Consider the following 19178-nt stretch of genomic DNA (forward strand, 5'->3'; position numbering starts at 1 on the left):
ATACTTTTTCTTTGTTATAAATTAATATAACATATGAAAAATCTTATTTTGATTAGCTGCTATTTGATTGCCTTTAGCTTTTGTTCGTCGGTTTTTGGGCAACAATTTTCGATAAAAGGAAAAGTAATCAATCAACATGATAAAGCATTTGAATTTGCTGATATTCTTCTTTTCGAAAATGATAGTTTACTTATCAATCAAGCATATACAGATAGTCTGGGATTATTTTCTATGAAAATAGATACTGGAACTTATTTACTTAAAATAGAACAACTTGGCGTAGAATTTTATTCACAAGAAATAGAAATCAAGCAAGATAAAGACTTAGGGCTTATCAAAATTCAAGATGCTACAACTCTAGAAGGCGCAACGATTACAGCAAAAAAGAAATTGATTGAACAGAAAGTTGATCGTCTTGTTTACAATATCGAAAATTCTATTGCATCACAAGGAATGTCTGCGTTGGACGCTTTACGTAACACACCAATGGTGAATGTACTAAATGATAATATTTCTATTGTCGGAAAAGGAAATGTTTCGGTTATGGTAAATGATAGAATGCTTAATTTATCAGGAAGCGAACTTACTAATTATCTACAATCGCTGCGCTCCGACGATATTGCGAAAATCGAAATCATTACAACTCCTCCTTCAAAATATGAAGCGCAAGGAAATAGCGGAATTATTAATATTATTTTAAAGAAAAATCCCAATCTTGGCTGGAGCGGGAGTGTAAATTCTTCATATCAACGAAATTCTTACAATGGTTTCAGAACAGGCGGAACGCTTAATTATCAATCGAATAAAATAAGTAGTTCATTAAAAATAAATCAAGGTAATATTAATTATAAATTACAAAATAGTCGAAATCTTATTGGGAAAGAATCCGCAATTTATACAAACGAAGAAAGACATGATAATCCGAAGATTTTTAGCGTTAATTATAACTTAGATGTCAAAATCAATAAAAACCAAAATACAGGATTTATTTACAGTTATAGTAAGTTGAATTATGATATGGATACAAAAGGAATCAGCCGATACCAAACACATTCAGTTATCGATTCTACTTTGTATACCAATCAAAAACAACATTGGACAACACCTACACATACCTTGAATGCTTATTATGACATAAAATTAGATAGTATTGGAAAAAAGCTAAATTTCACGGCAAATTTTCTGAATAATTCACCCAAAAAATTCAATGATTTTAATACGCAAAATGAATTGAATAACAACGAAACTTTAATCCAAAACAATAGTAAAATGAAATATTCGATCTTTTCGATGCAAGCTGATTTTACTTTGCCTTACAAATGGTCGAACATAGAAACTGGAGCAAAATATACATTATTGGACAACAAATCGGATGTGGGATATTATGAATTTGATGGAGTAGATTTTATTTTGAATCCTACGAACAGCAATATTTTCCAATACAAAGAAAATAATTATGCAGCTTATGTGAGTTTTCAAAAAGATTTCAACGAAAAATGGTCAACAAAAGCAGGTTTACGATACGAATACACTTCGCTAGTAGGTTTTACGCCAAATGACGAAAACAGCAAACTGAAAAAGGACTATGGAAAATTATTTCCTACAGCCTATGTCAGCTACAAACCAACTACGAATCATTCGTTCAGTATCAATTATTCCAAAAGAATAAATCGTCCCGATTTTCAATCTTTAAATCCATTTCGTTGGTACACAAATCCGTATATGTATTTCACAGGAAATCCTAAATTACAACCATCTTTTAATGATAATATCGAACTAAATTATTCGTACAAAGGAAAATTGACTTTTGGACTTTACAATCAATACAGCCAAAATAATTTGGCTAATATTGCACATTTTTCAGATGGAATTTACAGCAATGTAGTAGAAAATAGTTACGATCAAAACAGAACGGGATTCAATATTGGATATTACAACACCTTTTTCAAAATTTGGGAAACTTCAGTTAATGCGAATGCATCTTATACAACCACAAAACCGACTATTTCTGAACTAGAAAAGTTAAAAGTTTATTCGATGTCGTATTCTTTCTACAACACCATCACATTGAATAAAGACAAAACATGGTTTTTGATGCTTAATTTCTGGCATACGCTTCCATTCACTTATGCCAATATCAAACTGCAAGATCAATTAGAGTTTTCGCCAGGCATTAAAGCTTCGTTTTTCGATAAAAAATTACAAGCCAATTTTGTGATAAATGATGTATTCAAAACGATTAAAAACAAAGGGTATTCGTATAATGGCGATTATCGTTCAGAATTTAATCAATACAATGATTACCGAGGTTTCAAACTTAGTTTAACATATAATTTTGGAAATAACAAAGTGAAAGAAAACAACAAAAAAGTGAATTTCGAGGAACAAAATAGAGCAAATTAAACTTAATTCAACTCTCAAAAACATCAACTTAATTGTTGGTGTTTAAATTTCGATACTATTTTTCAAAAAATATAAAAATAGTTATGGTTCATTCCAATGAATATGAGATATTTGTTTGATTTAACACATCAATATAAATTAACGAGAACTAAATTTAATGAAGAAAGCATTAGAAAATTATTCAATTCAATTTATCAAAGAAATTATTCCTGTAACCGTAGGTATTTTGATTGCACTGTTTATTGACAATTGGAACACAAATAGAAAAGACCAAGTGTATATTAATCAAGTATTTTCAACGATAAAAAGTGAATTGAATGAAACAACGGAAGAAATAAAATACAATGTTCCTTTGCAAAATTCTTATGTCGATTCACTTGAATACTATGCTGATAACAAAAGTGTTAACATTTTGGATATCACAATGAAATGTAAAGGCGTGTTTATTCCTCAGATTAAAACAAGCGCTTGGAAATCAGTTTCAACTTCCAAAATTGACTTGATAAATTATGATAAAATTACTTCTTTGTCTAATATTGAAGAACAAAAAGACATTTTAAAGAACAAAACAGAATTTTTCATGAATTTCTTGTACTCCAACTTTTATGAAACAGAAAAGAACAAAAAAGAAACCATCAAAATTCTAATACTAGACATTATTCAAACCGAAAAAACAATTCAACGACAAATTGATTTTTATAATAAGAAGTAAGGTTTAATGTTATCAAAATATTTGAAACGAATCTAAATATCAATATTTTAGAAAGTATTAACATTCAAAAATTGGGTTTGGTGCGAAAATTCCATTCAATATTCTCAACTTAAATAACCCTTAAAAATGAATACAACAAGAATTTCTAAAACATTACAAAAAGCACTAAATGATCAAATTACATTAGAAGCTTTTTCGGCACAAATTTATCTAATGCTTGCATGTTGGGCAGATGAAAATCAATTGGACGGAGTCAAAAATTTTATGATGAAACACTCTCAGGAAGAGCGCGTACATATGGCTAAAATTATAGAATATGTTCAAGAACGTGGTGGAACTGTAAAAATTGAAGCCATAAAAAAACCTGGACCTGAACCTAAAAATGTATTAGAGTGTTTTCAAGCTGTTTTAAAACAAGAAATCGAAAATACCGAATCCATTTACAAAATTGTAAAAATGAGTATGGAGGAAGAAGATTGGGCAACATGGAATTTCTTACAATGGTTGGTTGCTGAACAACGTGAAGAAGAAAAATTAGCACTCGATTTATTAGACAAAGCAAAATTAGCGGGTGGTGCTAATATGTCTGATGCTGCAAAATTTGATTTAAACAAAACGATCGGTAATACAGGGCAAGATTTTCCTACAGCAGATCAAATTAATCCATTAGCAGAATAATATATTCATCATTCATCTCAAAGGGCTAATTTCTTAAAAGAAATTAGCCCTTTGAGATGAAACTATATTTATCAACTTATTCTTGTACAGTCCAAGTAAGTTCCTCTATCGCATATCCTTTTTCTTCTGCATACAAAAGAAACTTTTGTTTTGTTTCTTCCGAAATTGTTTTTTGTCGTGATAAAATCCACATATAATCATGACTTTCACCAAAAACCAAAGCTGTTTCATAATTAGGATCCATCAACACTACATTATATCCTGAATAAAATGGTCCAAAGAAACTAACTTTTAAAGCTCCTTTCCCCTCTTCTCCGTTCAACTTAACTTTTCCATGAGCTTCTGTCCATTGGTTTTCTTTATCATCAAAACCTCTGTTATGAACTTCTATTACACCTTTCTTATTCAAAAAATAAGTCGCAGTTACATGACTCATATTTTTTTCATATTTGAAATCTAATCGTGCAATTTCATACCACTTTCCCATGTATTGTTGCGGATCAAAATTTTCGACCGCTGTAACATAATCCGGGATTTTAACTTTTCGACAATTCAACCAAGCATAAGTCAACCCTCCCAAACCTGCTAACGCTAAACCTGAGATCATTTTTTTATTTAATTGCTTCATAATTCATTCTTTTTGTGAGAAACTTTATTTATAAATTCAATTGCAATCATTAAGCCAATAACCATATTTGAAAAGGTTTTAATACATTTTCTTGTTTAGTTTTCTTTATAAATGAAATACACAAAACTTTCTAGTACAGTTTTCAATATTTCCTATCTAAAAAATATTTTCAAGAAAAAAGCGAATCAAAAGATTCGCTTGTCATAAATTAAAAATTGTATGTAAAACTTAGATTAAAAGTTCTTCCTCGTCCAGCGTAATAAAACAATTCTGGAACTTTATATGCACTATACAAAACTTGTGATTTTGCACTCCAAATTGTTTGATAATCGGTATTAAAAATATTCTGAACACCTAAATTAATTTTACCGAAAGGTAATTTGTAAGCAATCATTAAATCTGATGTATTGTATGAATCAATCACATTTTCCAAACCATCTGTGTATTTGAAACTTTGTAAAGTTTGAAATCTAAAATTCCAATTATCAAATCCATAACCTGCGTAAGCTGTAAATTTAGAAGGTCCAGAAGTTGAAACGTCTTGTTTTTGCCAATCACCATTTTTCTCCACTTCAGATTTGATTAACAATGTATTTGCTCCAACATAAAATCCTCCGTTCGTGTAAGAAACCTCTGTTTCTACGCCCATATTTCTTAATTTCTGATCAACTACTTCTACCCAAAGATTTAATCCATCACGTTTTAAAGCAATATTTTTATCGGAATTACTGATAAATCCAGAGATTTGTCCTTTAAATCCATTATTTGTTCTGAAACGATAACCAAGTTCAAATTGTCCTGTTTTCACACCAGAAAGAGGAGAATCTTTTACATTGACACTCGAACTTAAATCCCAATTATTGGTTGCAGAATTAAATTTATAATTTCCATATCCATAAAATTTTGATGGATCAGCCAACGAAACTCCTTGTGAATAAGTTGTCCAAACTTGGTTCAATTCATTAATTTTATACAACAAACCAGCATTTAGCATCGTCATATTATAGCTACTTTTTCCGCCTGGAATATAATCGGCGCTGTTTCCATAACCATTTGCGATTTGCAATTGTTGAGTAGAACCAACAAAATCATCCAACTTAATCGAAATATCTTGGTAACGAATTCCTCCCGAAACTTTCAATTGAGGTAAAATATCATACTCAGCTTGCGCATATCCTGCAAAACTTGTAGAATGATTGGTTGGATAACGATCAATTGTTAAAACAGTGTGATTAATCATTCCTCCACTTGATAATGATTTCTGAGAATCAAATACATTTTGTTGACCTTCAAACTTTTCAAAGTCAGCGTCTACACCATATGTTAATTTCAATTTCCCCCAATCTTTTACCAAAACAGCTTTTAGACCCGAATAATACGTATCCTGTTGAGAAGCCGACATATAAGGACTTGTCCCAGAAGGCAACGTTAAATTACCTGGAAATGGGTAAAATCCTAATTTCTCAACACGAGAAGCAAATTGAACATAAACGTCTTGCCCTCCTAAAATATTCGTTCCATTATAACTCAATGTTCCCATTACACGCTCTGTTCCTGGATTTTTATCCGTATCAAAACCATCTCGCATTTCCAAAACAGAAGCATCTCCTTTGGTTAAAACACTAATATTTTCACCTAAATATAAACTACGATCTCCATTATATTTTGAACGATAATATTGCACAGATCCATTGATTTGATGTTTCGGATTGAATTTGTAACCCGCTGTTGCCAACACATCAATAGATTGATTATATTGTAAATCTAATTGCGAAATATCTGCAAATATTTGATCACCATCTGCATCATAAGCTCCACCATTTTGTTGAAAAGCAACAGCCAAACGTCCAGTAAATTTATCATCTTTGTAACCAATAGATTGAGCTGCACGCCAATCATGATCATCACTTCCTGAAAAACCTGTACGTGAACCAAGTTCTGTTTCGCCACTAATTCCATTTTTTAGCGTTTTTTTCGTTACAATATTGACAATACCACCTGTTGCATTTCCGCCATAAATTGCGCTTGCACCAGATAAAACCTCAACTCTTTCGATATTAAATGGATCTATTGCATCCAATTGACGACTTATGTTACGGATACTGTTTAAGGAAACACCGTCTATCATCACCAACATCGAACGTCCACGCATATTCTGACCATAATTTGATCTTCCTTGTGAACCAACATCCATCCCTGGAATCATAATCGCTAAAGCTTCTTTTAATGGAACACCATTTTTAGCTTGTTGCGCAATTTGTTCTTGATTGATCACCCAAACAGTTCCTGCCAAATCAGATATTTTTGTAGGTTTTCTTGAAGCAACTACCACAACATCATTCAAATCTGTGGATATACTATCATTCGTTTGGGCATATGACAGCGAGGCACTCCCAAATAAAATTGTTAAACAGATGATATTTTTTTTCATAGTGTGTTTTTAAATAATTTATATTTGCTGCAAATATAATTTTTATTTATTCTAAATTAATTTTATTAATGAAAAAATATTTTCTTTTTCTTCACAAATGGCTTGGATTATTTACAGGTATTATTATTTGTATTGTAGCAATAACAGGAGCTATCTTTTGTTTTCAAGATGAAATAAAAGATGCACTGTTTGATTATAGAAAAGTTGAAATTGTTCATCAACCATTCATAAAACCAAGTGAAATTATTCTTAAAGTACAAGACAAAAATCCTAAACATGTTGTTCTTCGCGTGATGTATATGGATAAAGATCGATCAACCGTTGTGATGACGATGGATGATAAAAAAGAATCTTACTTTGTGTATGTCAATCCATATTCAGGGAAAATCTTACACCAGGAAAATATGAAACAAGATTTTTTCTTGGTGATACAATACATTCATATGAATCTTTTATTAGGTGATATCGGAAAAAATATAATTGGTTTTTCGACTGTTATTTTTATCATGATTATGATAAGTGGATTAATACTTTGGTGGCCAAAAAAGAGAAAACAAGCTAAAAATGGATTAACGATAAAATACAAAGCAAAATGGAAACGCATCAATTATGATTTGCATAATGTATTAGGATTTTATGCTTTTAGTATTGCTTTTATTGTTGCTTTATCAGGTATTGCATTTAGTTTCAAACCTGTTCGTAATTCATATACGCAAATTGTTAATTTAGGAAAATCATTTCCTAATGAAGAAAAAGGATATGTCTATCAGCCTAAAAAAATGTTAGAAAACAATTACACTATTGTTGATTCGGCATATGCTTATAGTTTAAAAAATAGCTCTACAGCTGCAATGCATTGGATTTATTTACCTGTTCCTGATAAAAATCCTTTAGCCGTAAGAGCGTATCATAAAAGTTTGCGCTATTATGCGGTTGACGAATATCAATTTGATTCGGAACAATTTCAGGTTTATAAATTAATGAATGAGAATTTATCAAATGGTAAAAAGTTTGCAAACTCAATGTACGATATCCATACAGGACAAATATTAGGTTTATTTGGTAAAATATTAGCCTTTACTTCTTCAATAATTGTGGCAAGTTTACCCATTACAGGTTTTATTATTTGGCGAAATAAAAAAAGAAAGCAGAAAAAAATTGTTGGTTCATAAAGATTTTAAAACTCATTAATCATAGGTAAATTTTCAAACCAAATTATTACGCTAACATCTTAATACATTTTGTAAATTTGTGCTTCAAAAATAAGCGAATATGCAAGGACCAATTGGTGTTTTTGACTCAGGTTATGGAGGATTAACCGTTTTCAAAGAAATACAGAAAAAACTTCCGCAATACGATTATATCTATTTAGGTGATAATGCTCGTTGCCCTTATGGAATTCGCTCGTTTGAGACGGTTTATGAATACACCAAAGAATGCGTTTTTAAATTGTTTGATTTGGGATGCAATTTGGTTATACTTGCTTGCAATACAGCCTCTGCAAAGGCTTTACGAACAATTCAGCAAAATGATTTACCCGAAGGCAAAAGAGTTTTGGGTGTTATTCGCCCAACAACAGAATCGATAAATGAATACACAAAGAATAACAAAGTCGGAATTTTAGCTACGCAAGGAACTGTTTTGTCCGAATCGTATAAAATTGAGATGAACAAATTTCATCCAACAATTGATGTTTTTCAATTAGCTTGTCCACTTTGGGTTCCTTTGGTTGAGAATAATGAAATTGATAGCAAAGCTGCGCACGATATTGTAGAAAAAGATATTCAACGCTTATTTGATCAATCATCCGAAATCGATACAATTGTATTGGCTTGCACACATTATCCGCTTCTTCTTCCTGTGATTTCGCAATATGTACCAGAAAATGTAACAATTCTTTCGCAAGGAGAATTGGTAGCGAATAAATTAACTGACTATTTACATCGCCATCCAGAAGTAGAAACACAATGCTCAAAAAATGGACATCTTACATTTTATACGACAGATGATGCGAAAAGTTTTGAAGCAAATACGACAATTTTTTATGGTCAGAAAATTACTGCTTCACATTTAGATGTTTAAAATATTTTTTCAAAAAAATACAAATAAAAAAACCGAGCAAATGCTCGGTTTTTTTTTAGGAAATATTTGAGGTATTGAATATAAAATATTGAAAATCATGATGTATTAATATTAAAAAAAAACTATTTATTCTGAATAAATATTCATTTTTAATTAATTCTTTTACAAAAAAGACTTCTAATTCTTAATTATTTCTTAATAAAAAATTAAATATTAATTCAAAATACACTTTATTTTTTTTATTTTTTAAGAAAAAATTTCTACATCTTGTCTACATATCTAGTAAAGCATTTCACATAAATACCTTATAACAAGTTATTTAAACTTAAATAATGTCTACATTTTGTCTACATAGAAGTTTTTCAATATTTAATAAATTTTTTAAAAAACAATTATCTATAATTTTAGTGGACAATTATTGAAATTCCACATTCATGAAAAAAAATTACTTCCTACTGATGCTAATTGGCTTTATTTCTCAAAGCACATTTGCTCAAACACCAGTTCAAGTAGTCGATGATTTTTTGAATCAAGCCAAACAAAAAGGTACTATTGATTCGAAATTAGACTACAATGTCATCACAGAAGATGTGATCGGAAACAATCAAGCAGATTATGTAAAAATTCAACAAACAATCAATGGCATTCCAGTTTATGGAGGTAATGCAACTTTTTTTGTTCAAGATGGTAAAGTTATCAATCATAACGAAACATTTGTTTATGGAAACAATAACAAATCGTTAAATGTTGCTCCAAGTCTTACGGTTGAGCAAGCTATTCAATCAATGGCTCAAAAATTAGGTAAAAACTTTATTGCTACTTCTACAGAGGATTTGGTTAAACAATTCAAAAATAATCAACCTATTAACACTGAAAATTCTGTTTCTTTTCTTAAAGAGTCGCCATCTTATTTGTATTACTATAATAATGATGGAAACCTAAGATTAGCTTGGTTAGCTTTGACAGAAATTAAAGATGAATTACAAGAAAATAATCTGAATAATTTGTATGAAACAATAATTGATGCCAATACAGGTGAATTATTGTCAAAAAAATCAATTATTTATGCTTGTGGTGGCCATGATAATACTTCTGAAAATGTTTACCATAATAATCCTGAAGATTTTAAATGGGTAACCAATGCTTTCGCAGCAGAAACTACAACTTTAGATGCTCCTTTAAATGGAACATATCGTGTGATTCCAGCTAATCAGCAAAGTCCACTTAAATCTGATTTCAAATTATTGACAAATGTTTATGATCCTGTAGCTTCTTTAGAAGGATGGCACAAAGCATTACCAGAAGCATTAAAATTCAATCCGTCGTTAACTAAATATCATACTGTAGGAAATAATGCACAAGTAGGATACGACAAAAATGGTGTATTGACAGATTACGTTTTTGGAAGTGGTGCTCTCTATATTGTTGCAGCACATGTTATGATTGGTAATGAAGCTTACGGAGGAGAAAAACTCTTATTTGATTTTCCAAATCCTGGTAAATCAATGAACTATGATCCCTTACAATATACTTCGGCAGCTACAACACAGATGTTTTATTCGGTAAATTCTATTCATGATATTTTACATTACCATGGATTTACACCAAAAGCAGGAAGTTTTCAGATGAATGTTGGTGATAAAGCTCGCGTACTTGGATTTACAACTTCTGGCTACGGAACAAAAGCACCAATGAAAAACAATGCTTTTATGGCATATAGTCCAACAATCATGAAAAATCCTACTACGGCTTTCTTAACATTCGAAACTTTACCAGCTGATGCAGGTTATTTAGAAATTAAAGACGGACCTATAAAAGGTATATACAAAGGAGCTAGTGGAAATAACACTGGTTATACTTATGGTAAATCACCATCGGTAGTTGCTGATATGATGCTAATCAACGATAAAAAAGGAATTAATGAACATGATGGTTGTGAAGCATTTGCGGATGATAACCAAACAATAAAAGGTAAAATCGCTTTAGTAGATAGAGGTGGATGTACCTTTGATATAAAAGTAAAAAATATTGCACCTCACAATCCCGCAGCCATTATTTTTATTAACAATGATCCAACATCAACATTGGACGGAATGGTTTCTGTAGGACAAGATGAGCTTGGATTAACTATTCCAATTGCTTCTATCGAAAAGGTAGTTGGTGATCAAATAAAAGCTGCCATTGCCAAAAATGAGACGGTGTCAGGAACTATGCCATCTTCTAACTTTAGCTTTAGAACACGTGACAGCGGTTTTGATAGCCAAGTTATTTTGCACGAATATACACACGCCGTTAGTAATCGTTTGACTGGAGGAAATATTAATGGCGAAGAAGGTATGGGTGAAGGTTGGAGTGATTATGTTGCACTTAATTTGACGCAACAAGCTTATCAAACATCAAAAGATTTAATCAATATGGGAGAATATGCTTTTGATGGTGCCGGATTAAGAATCCTACCTTATACAACTGATATGAAAGCAAATCCGCATACGTATGATTATTTGAAAGTAATTGGAGCAGGTGAAAATAAAATGCATCCTACAGGTTACGTATGGGCATTGATGTTATGGGAATTACACTGGAAAATGATAGATAAATATGGTTTCAATCCAGATTTCAAATCAAATACAGGCGGTAATAATATGACCTTAGATTTAGTTTTACAAGGTTTAAAAATACAAAAGAATGATCCAGGTTTTGTTGATGGTCGTGATGGAATTTTAATGGCGGATGTTGTTTTAAACAAAGGAACTAACCAATGTTTGATTTGGGAAGCTTTTGCCAAAAGAGGCTTAGGCTATAGTGCTAATCAAGGTGATCCTTTATTAAGAACAGATGGAAAAGAAGCCTTTGATCTTCCTCCTACTTGTGCACGTTTAGGTACTGATGAATTAGAAGTAAACGACGTTACCATTTACCCAAATCCAGTGAAAGATTTAGTGTACATTAACGCAAAAGATAATGTTAATAAATATGAAATTATTGATGTAACAGGACGTCTGATTGAAACAGGACAAGTTGAAAAAGACAATCAAGTCAACCGTGTTTCTACAAATCGTTTAGCTACTGGTGTATATATTTTGAAATTATATACTAATAAAGGTGTTGTAACGAAAAAAATCATTAAAAAATAATATTAATCTTACTTATTATGAAAAAACATCTAAATATAATTCTAATCACATTACTAAGTGCGAATGTTTTTGCGCAACACGCAAAGTCATCCATTCTTGAAAGTTGGTTAGAGCAAGCAAAAACACCAAAAGTTGTCGTTAATCAACTTGCAGACTTTACAAGTCCTCAACCCAAATTGGGATTAACTTATTGTACACCTGCTAACATTCCTACACCAGAGGAAATTACTAAAGTAACTATTAAAAGTAATGCTAACACTTATTTGGTAAACAGCAGTGGTAACGACACTAATATTGGTTATGAAGATTTTACAGCTTTAACTCCAGCCAAATTACAGCAATCGAGTTATTACGACATTACATTAGAGGGTGATACAAAAGGATTATTCTATAGTTCATTTACAGTAATGATAGACTTTAACCAAGATGGAAATTTTAGTAATTATTATGACAATTATAGTGATTCACAATCAGAAATAATTTTTGGTGATGATTTGTTGTATAATTCGAACGGGAAAGATGGAAAATCAATCACTGTTAGAGTAAGAGTTCCACAAGATGCGAAATTAGGACAGACAAGAATGCGTATTCTGAAAAGACAAACTGATGATAGAGCAGCTTTTCATACACGTGATGGCTGTGATATTGGCTCTACTTTTGGGCAAGTAGAAGATTATACAATTAATGTTGTAGAACCTGTCGCATGTACCAATACTCCAAATGGAGCAGTAACAAATGAAGTTATACTTCCTGTCATGAATAGTTTAACAAGCCTGCCTCAAGAAATTAGCATGGGAAGCTATGTAGATATTTTTGTTTATAAAGATGTTAAATATTTTTTTGAAGTAAATAATAACACAAAAATACAATTAGCATTAAAGAATATTAAAACCAATAAAGTTTTAGCTGCAAGTCCTGGTGCAATTAATTTTAGAAGTCCAATAACAGGTGTAGTTCGCTTATATATACATAGTGATGAAAACTGTACAGTGGGTACAGAAAAAGTTAAGCTTGAATTAACAGGTACTAACCCAAATCCGAATCCTATTAATGAAGCTTGTAATTTTGGGATACCTACAACTCAATTTCAATTACTAAAAGAGTTTAAAAGCAATGAAGAACTTGCATTTGATATCAACGCAAGTCCTGGTCGTGCGACAACAATTAGCGGAATTAAAATAAATTTACTTGGAGAAGCCACACAAGTTGATTTTGACCTTCTAGCTGATGCAAATGAATTACCTTCTACTCTAATTTCGAAAATAAAAGGAAAAATTGTTTCTAAAAAATTAATTGCAACAATCAATGGAATAAAAGGTTACGAATATAACATCGATTTTGATCAACCAATTACATTAGATGCATTAGAATCAGATAATGTTACAAAAAAATGGTTAAAATTAGTAACTGATGCGCAAGCAGTAGAAATAAATGCCTTATATAGTCTTGGAAATAAATTTGCTCTTAAATCGCAAGATAAATGGACAAAAAGTCCTTCTTCAGAATTTGTCTATCAGTTAAAAGCAGATTGTAGTTACAGCTCATGTAAACAAACTGTACCAGAAGCTCCAAAAGTATTGGAAATGACTATTCCTGATCTAACAGCTTCCGTCTCTACCAAAAATATATTTGATGTAGTAGTAGACAAAAATTACTCGTTAGAGATTGATGGATTAGACATTGATTACTGGATAAATGATATAAATAATAAGCCAGAGATAGTATGGCCAGAAATGCCATTTCTTAAAATATATCTGTTAGAAAATAATCCAAAAACAGATATGCCTTATGTACAAGCGACTGATAAAACAATCAAAAACGTTCCTATTTCGACTATAGATACTGCTTTTATAGAGAATTACCACTTGATATATGATGGTGTAATATATTTTCATTATGAAAAATTCCGTGCCAAAATAGATTTTAAAGAGCCATTGAAGTTAGATGGTAAAAACACAAATAGATACTGGCTATCTTTAGAAGAAGAAAGTAATATAGATGCTTGGAGCATTACACCATATGCCGAAAATACGATAGGTAAATCTGCATATAGTTTTGGCGTACCTACTAATGGAGATGTTGATTATTGGTATGATCACAAATCAGAGTTTGTGTATAATTTAAAAATAAGATGTAGTAGTCTTGCAACAACAGAAACAGAAAAATTAGGCGAAACCAAAATCTATCCTAATCCATTCCGAGATATACTTACAATAGAGTCTATCTATAACATCAAAGCTGTAGAAATATACAATATGGCTGGACTAAAAGTAAACTCGAAAGAGATGAATACTAAAACTGCTCAACTTAATTTGAGTAATTTACCAGTAGGTGTTTATATCTTAAAAGCAATTGATGAAAAAGGAAAAGTTTTTTCTCAAAAAATAATCAAGAAATAAAGTGTTTATAATCACTCATATTTTTCAATTGTGTTAATAAGAAAACCGAGCTAATGCTCGGTTTTTTTATTATGCGTTTTGTACAAATTATGATACTGCTTCTACATTCAGAATTTCATATTTTTTTGTACCATCATTTGCTGGCCATTCAATTACATCTCCAATTTTATAACCAATTGTTGCTAAACCTTCGTCCATTAAAATAGAATGACGATTCTTTTTCGGTTTTGCCTTTTCTGGGCTAACAAAATTTAATTGATATTCTTGATTTGAATTTAATTCTTTTATTGTTACTTTTTTCCCAACAGTCACAATATTATCCGCCAAATCTCTTCTCAAAATTTGCTCTGCATGACGCAATTCTTTTGTCAAGATATTTTCTTGTTCTGCTGTTACTTTTTTTCTTCTTAAATGGTCTTTAATTAAATCGTATAATCCTGTTGTTAAAATAATATTTGTTGTCATTTTGATAAATTCTTAGTTAAACTTTCAATCATTCGAAGAAGATTTCCTAAGACTCAAATATCAAATGACCGAAAATAAAATTCGCTAAAATTTGATACAAATCTCCTTACAGAAAATTGAAAATAATTGATAATTGAAAAAAATAGAAGGTTCCCTGTCTCGAGTCGTAACAGGGATTAGTTGATAAACTCTTTCGAGCTTCTTAAGAAAGTATCATCATGCAAATATGCCAACGACAAAAACAACCACGATTGGTTGTTTCTTCTATAGATGTCGATAAAATTTGCCATAAATTGATCCTAAAATGATTAATTCAAAGTTACGATATCTTTCTCAATCTAAAAAATATAAACCTTTTAAGATTATTTCATTAATGTCATTTCAATAAAAAGTAACTTAAATTTAATTTCTGAAAAAACTGATAATCTTCATTTTCAAAATAAATAAAAACTGTCTAATTTTATAAAAATTTTAAGGAATTGAAATCTTACCTTTTCATACTAACTGTTGTTCTAATAACTTGTAGACCATTGCTACCAGTTATTGACTATTTAGTGAATTATGATAAGATTTCTAAAGAATATTGTGTTAATATAGAACGTCCAGAATTATTGTGTAATGGCGTTTGTTATCTGAAAGAACAGATTTCCAAGACTGTTAGTGATGAACAAAATGATGATAATAAAATTCAAGTTTCTTTACGCACAATTGATTATTTTATCTATCAACCTACCTTCGAAATTAATACATCTAACTTTACAAAATCTATTGAAAAAATATCGACTTTCGAATTAGCTTTCGAGACTCAATATCAATTAGATCAACAACTTCAGCCTCCTATTTGATAAATAGCCCATATTTATCAAATTATTATCTCATTAACATTTAATCAAGTTGACATTTCATATAAGATTTGTCAAAAGTTTCAATTGTTTATTGATTGCATTGTTCGTGCTTTTAATTGGTTTTCGATCATTAATTCCTTTTACTGTATTCATTAGTACTCAGGAGAAGATTATTGATGAATATTGTATCAATAAAGAGCGACCAGAAATGCAATGTAATGGAAAATGTTATTTATCGAAGCAACTAAAAGAAACGGAACAAGAATCTGATTCGGTTTTAGTAAAGAATATTCGATTTGCAGAAATTTATATACATTTCGAATGTTTAGATATTCCATTTATTCAAGATTTTATTGTAAAAATAAAACATCGATTCTTTTGGCAATCATCCTATTCTATCGATTGGGTTTTTAAATATCTAAAACCTCCAATTGTTTAATTAATAGAACAAATATTCAGTATTGGAGAACAATTATTGTTTTCCAACAGCATTTTTATTCAAAAAAATTAAACAATTATTACAATGAAAACAATCAAATATTTTTTAAACTTATCATTTATCGCATTACTTACTTTATTTACTTCCTGCAACAACGATGATGATTTCTCTGAAATTAAATCAACTGAAACAGGTAAAATTCAATTAAAGTTTGAAAATGGATTTGATAATTTGGGAGGAATTGTTCTAGATCAAACAACACAAACCTCATCAAACGGACAAAAACATAAATTAACAACATTAAAATATATCATTTCTAACATCACATTAATTGACGAAAAAGGAAATGAATTTGATTATCATAAAAACGATCCAGACAAAGGCGCTTTTGTTATTAATCAAGATTCTGCAATAGCTAATGTCGTTTATTTAAATTTGGATAATATTCCTCAAAATAAATATACAAAAGTACGTTTTGGACTTGGTGTATCTCAGAAAGCTTATTTATTAGGCCAGACTGGACAAGCTACTTTTTGGGAAAAAGCAAAGAAAAATGGAATGACTTGGTCTTGGGCTGCTGGTTATGTTTTCTTTAAAATAGAAGGTTTTTATGGGAAAACTACTACTGACACTTTCTTCTTAACTCATACTGGAAATATGGGAGATATTAACAAAAATAATGTTCAAGATTTATATAGAGAAGTAACATTAGATTTACCTACATCTGCACGGGTAACTTCTAAGATTAAGCCATCTATTCATATTATGGCAAATTTGAACACTTATTTAAGTGGTGATCATAAATTGATATTAGATGAGTCGAACAATAACATTATGGGATCTTCCAACTTTGCACAATTGGTAACAGAAAATATACAAAATATGTTTCGAGTTGATCATGTACATAACGACGAAAAAAATCAATAAAGTTTATAGCGGTGTTTTATAAACACCGCATAATTCTACAAACAATGAATAAAATAATAACAATCATTTTCAGTTTATTCATCTTGCTAAGTTGTAACGATGATGATATTGATTATGGACAGATCGTTGATGAACCTTATCAATTAGAAATTCCTTCTTATTTTCCTAAAATAACATTTGATACAGATAAATATCCGTTAACTAAGAATGGTGTTGAGTTAGGAAAAAAACTATTTTATGAAGGTCGATTATCTAGAAATAATACTATTTCATGTGCTTTTTGCCATATTCAAGAAAATGCCTTTACTCACCACGGACATCCTGTTAGTCATGGAATTGATGATCGATTAGGAATTCGAAATGCTCCTCCTATTCAAAATTTAGCTTTTCTAAATCGATTTATGTGGGATGGCGTTATTCATGATTTAGCTCAACAACCAATTTCTCCTATTACAGCTGAAGAAGAAATGGATACAACTTTTCCCGAAATTATTAAGAAATTATCATCAGATTCTTCTTATCGAAAAATGTTTAAAAATGCTTTTGGAGATGATAAAATAGATGCAAATCGTATTCTCAGCGCATTAGGACAGTTTATGGCTTCAGTTGTATCAAAAGATTCTAAATATGATCAATTTTTAAGGAAAGAGGCAGATTTAAACGAAACCGAAAAAAAAGGTTTACAACTTTTTCAACAGAAATGTTCAAGCTGTCATAAAGGAACACTTTTTACAGATGAGTCTTTTCGAAATACAGGAATGTATTATAATAAACAATACAAAGATGGAGGTTTATATCGTGTAACATTAGATTCGACTGACTTTATGAAGTTTAGAGTTCCAAGTTTAAGAAATATTGAAATGACCAAACCTTATATGCACGATGGTCGATTCTATAGTTTAGAAGCTGTTTTGAATTTTTATTCAGAAGGTGTACAAAATGATAAATATTTGGATTCTCAACTCAAACAAAATAATCGAATTGGAATTCCTATGACAGAAGAAGAAAAAAAGGCAATTATTTCTTTTCTAAAAACATTAACTGATTACTCATTTATTAATAACCCTGCTTATGCAGAATTTTAAATCTATTCAAATGAAATTATATATCAATTTATTTTTCGTTATATTATTTACTCCCATTTCATTATTTGCATATACAGATAATGATTCTATTGTAGTCTCTCATTTATATGATTTAGAATTAGATTGTGATGCTTGTGGTTGTTCAGCAACTTCAACCTCAAATGGAATTGAAAATCTTATAAATTCAAATTTCGTTGGTATTCGTTACCTTCATCAATCTTATAAAGCTAAAGAAGATGCTTTTTCTAATAAAAGAACACAAAAGCAACAATTCAATACCATTCAATTATGGGCAAGAATTCCAATAAATAATAGAATTGACATCAATGCTAGCATTCCTTACCATTTTCATAATAAAGAAGGTAAAAACTCTTCTTCTATTTCTGGTATTGGAGATTTAAATATGATGGGAATAGTTAAAGTCATTAAATCAAATACAAGTTCTAATGAGCTAAAACATAGATTAAGTGCTGCAATAGGTTTAAAAATTCCAATCGCAAAATTTAATCAAGCAAATGCTGAAACAACCAATCCTAGTTTTCAATTAGGTACAGGAAGTTGGGATACTCAGTTTGCAATAAATTACCAATTAGCTTATAAGAATTCGACTTTACAATTAGTAACAGACTACAACTTGAAAGGAGAAAATAAGAAGAAATACAAATTTGGAGATCAATGGAATCAATTAATTCAATTACAACATCTTTTCATTAACAATGAATTAAAATTACTTGGAAAAGTCGGTTTTCAAAACGAACTTTATTATAAAAATGAACAATTTGGGGAGACGATTCCAAAATCTAAGGGAAAAGCTCAATTTGCGAAATTAGGATTAGAAGCAGCTGCTCGAAAATTTAATTTTGGTATAGAATATTTTCAACCTATACTTTCTGATTTAAATTCGGGAGAAATCGAAGTAAAAAACAGAATAGGTTTCTTTTTTAATTACA

General features: G+C 30.3%; 15 protein-coding genes. 12 read left to right on the forward strand and 3 right to left on the reverse strand.

Going from position 1 to position 19178, the window contains the following annotated elements; genetic code table 11:
• Nucleotides 1-33 precede the first annotated feature (33 nt).
• From N5D90_RS12940 to N5D90_RS12950, 3 genes are all read left to right on the forward strand, one after another.
• Entirely contained in the window at nucleotides 34-2403 is a 2370-nt protein-coding gene (locus tag N5D90_RS12940; protein ID WP_280062740.1) for an outer membrane beta-barrel family protein, read from the forward strand.
• A 157-nt stretch (nucleotides 2404-2560) separates the two neighbouring features.
• The gene (locus tag N5D90_RS12945) at nucleotides 2561-3115 is read left to right on the forward strand and encodes a hypothetical protein (protein ID WP_038334092.1); all 555 of its coding nucleotides are present in this window, start codon (nucleotides 2561-2563) and stop codon (nucleotides 3113-3115) included.
• Between the two features lie 126 nt (nucleotides 3116-3241).
• The gene (locus tag N5D90_RS12950) at nucleotides 3242-3793 is read left to right on the forward strand and encodes a ferritin (protein WP_038334091.1); all 552 of its coding nucleotides are present in this window, start codon (nucleotides 3242-3244) and stop codon (nucleotides 3791-3793) included.
• Between the two features lie 76 nt (nucleotides 3794-3869).
• Here N5D90_RS12950 and N5D90_RS12955 read toward each other — a convergent pair whose 3' ends face one another.
• Together N5D90_RS12955 and N5D90_RS12960 are read right to left on the reverse strand one after the other, a co-directional pair.
• Nucleotides 3870-4421: a lipocalin family protein gene (locus tag N5D90_RS12955; protein WP_038334090.1), complete on the reverse strand. Its 552-nt coding sequence runs from the start codon at nucleotides 4419-4421 to the stop codon at nucleotides 3870-3872.
• A 208-nt stretch (nucleotides 4422-4629) separates the two neighbouring features.
• Nucleotides 4630-6852 carry a TonB-dependent receptor gene (locus N5D90_RS12960; protein ID WP_038334089.1) on the reverse strand — a complete coding sequence of 741 codons (2223 nt, stop codon included), beginning with the start codon at nucleotides 6850-6852 and terminating at the stop codon, nucleotides 4630-4632.
• 68 nt (nucleotides 6853-6920) lie between these two features.
• Here N5D90_RS12960 and N5D90_RS12965 point away from each other — a divergent pair, with 68 nt between their 5' ends.
• From N5D90_RS12965 to N5D90_RS12980, 4 genes are all read left to right on the forward strand, one after another.
• Nucleotides 6921-8024, forward strand: coding sequence for a PepSY-associated TM helix domain-containing protein (locus N5D90_RS12965; RefSeq protein WP_280062741.1), 1104 nt, complete (start codon nucleotides 6921-6923; stop codon nucleotides 8022-8024).
• Nucleotides 8025-8124: 100 nt separating this feature from the next.
• Nucleotides 8125-8934, forward strand: coding sequence for a glutamate racemase (gene murI / locus N5D90_RS12970; RefSeq protein ID WP_221856312.1), 810 nt, complete (start codon nucleotides 8125-8127; stop codon nucleotides 8932-8934).
• Between the two features lie 434 nt (nucleotides 8935-9368).
• Entirely contained in the window at nucleotides 9369-12068 is a 2700-nt protein-coding gene (locus N5D90_RS12975) for a M36 family metallopeptidase (RefSeq protein WP_280062742.1), read from the forward strand.
• A gap of 17 nt (nucleotides 12069-12085) precedes the next feature.
• The gene (locus N5D90_RS12980) at nucleotides 12086-14467 is read left to right on the forward strand and encodes a T9SS type A sorting domain-containing protein (RefSeq protein ID WP_280062743.1); all 2382 of its coding nucleotides are present in this window, start codon (nucleotides 12086-12088) and stop codon (nucleotides 14465-14467) included.
• A gap of 87 nt (nucleotides 14468-14554) precedes the next feature.
• Here N5D90_RS12980 and N5D90_RS12985 read toward each other — a convergent pair whose 3' ends face one another.
• Nucleotides 14555-14932: a GreA/GreB family elongation factor gene (locus N5D90_RS12985; protein WP_038334079.1), complete on the reverse strand. Its 378-nt coding sequence runs from the start codon at nucleotides 14930-14932 to the stop codon at nucleotides 14555-14557.
• Between the two features lie 530 nt (nucleotides 14933-15462).
• Here N5D90_RS12985 and N5D90_RS12990 point away from each other — a divergent pair.
• The 5 genes from N5D90_RS12990 to N5D90_RS13010 all read left to right on the forward strand — a co-directional run.
• The gene (locus N5D90_RS12990) at nucleotides 15463-15777 is read left to right on the forward strand and encodes a hypothetical protein (RefSeq protein WP_280046166.1); all 315 of its coding nucleotides are present in this window, start codon (nucleotides 15463-15465) and stop codon (nucleotides 15775-15777) included.
• A 91-nt stretch (nucleotides 15778-15868) separates the two neighbouring features.
• Nucleotides 15869-16216, forward strand: a complete 348-nt coding sequence (locus tag N5D90_RS12995) for a hypothetical protein (RefSeq protein ID WP_038334068.1) — start codon at nucleotides 15869-15871, stop codon at nucleotides 16214-16216.
• An 84-nt stretch (nucleotides 16217-16300) separates the two neighbouring features.
• Nucleotides 16301-17143, forward strand: coding sequence for an MbnP family protein (locus N5D90_RS13000; RefSeq protein ID WP_280046164.1), 843 nt, complete (start codon nucleotides 16301-16303; stop codon nucleotides 17141-17143).
• A gap of 44 nt (nucleotides 17144-17187) precedes the next feature.
• The gene (locus tag N5D90_RS13005; protein WP_280062744.1) at nucleotides 17188-18228 is read left to right on the forward strand and encodes a cytochrome-c peroxidase; all 1041 of its coding nucleotides are present in this window, start codon (nucleotides 17188-17190) and stop codon (nucleotides 18226-18228) included.
• 10 nt (nucleotides 18229-18238) lie between these two features.
• Nucleotides 18239-19178, forward strand: a 940-nt coding sequence (locus N5D90_RS13010) for a hypothetical protein (protein ID WP_280062745.1), incomplete at its 3' end; no start/stop codon positions are given.

Origin of the sequence: Empedobacter sp. GD03797 (assembly GCF_029842105.1) — a bacterium.
GTDB lineage: Bacteria > Bacteroidota > Bacteroidia > Flavobacteriales > Weeksellaceae > Empedobacter > Empedobacter falsenii_C.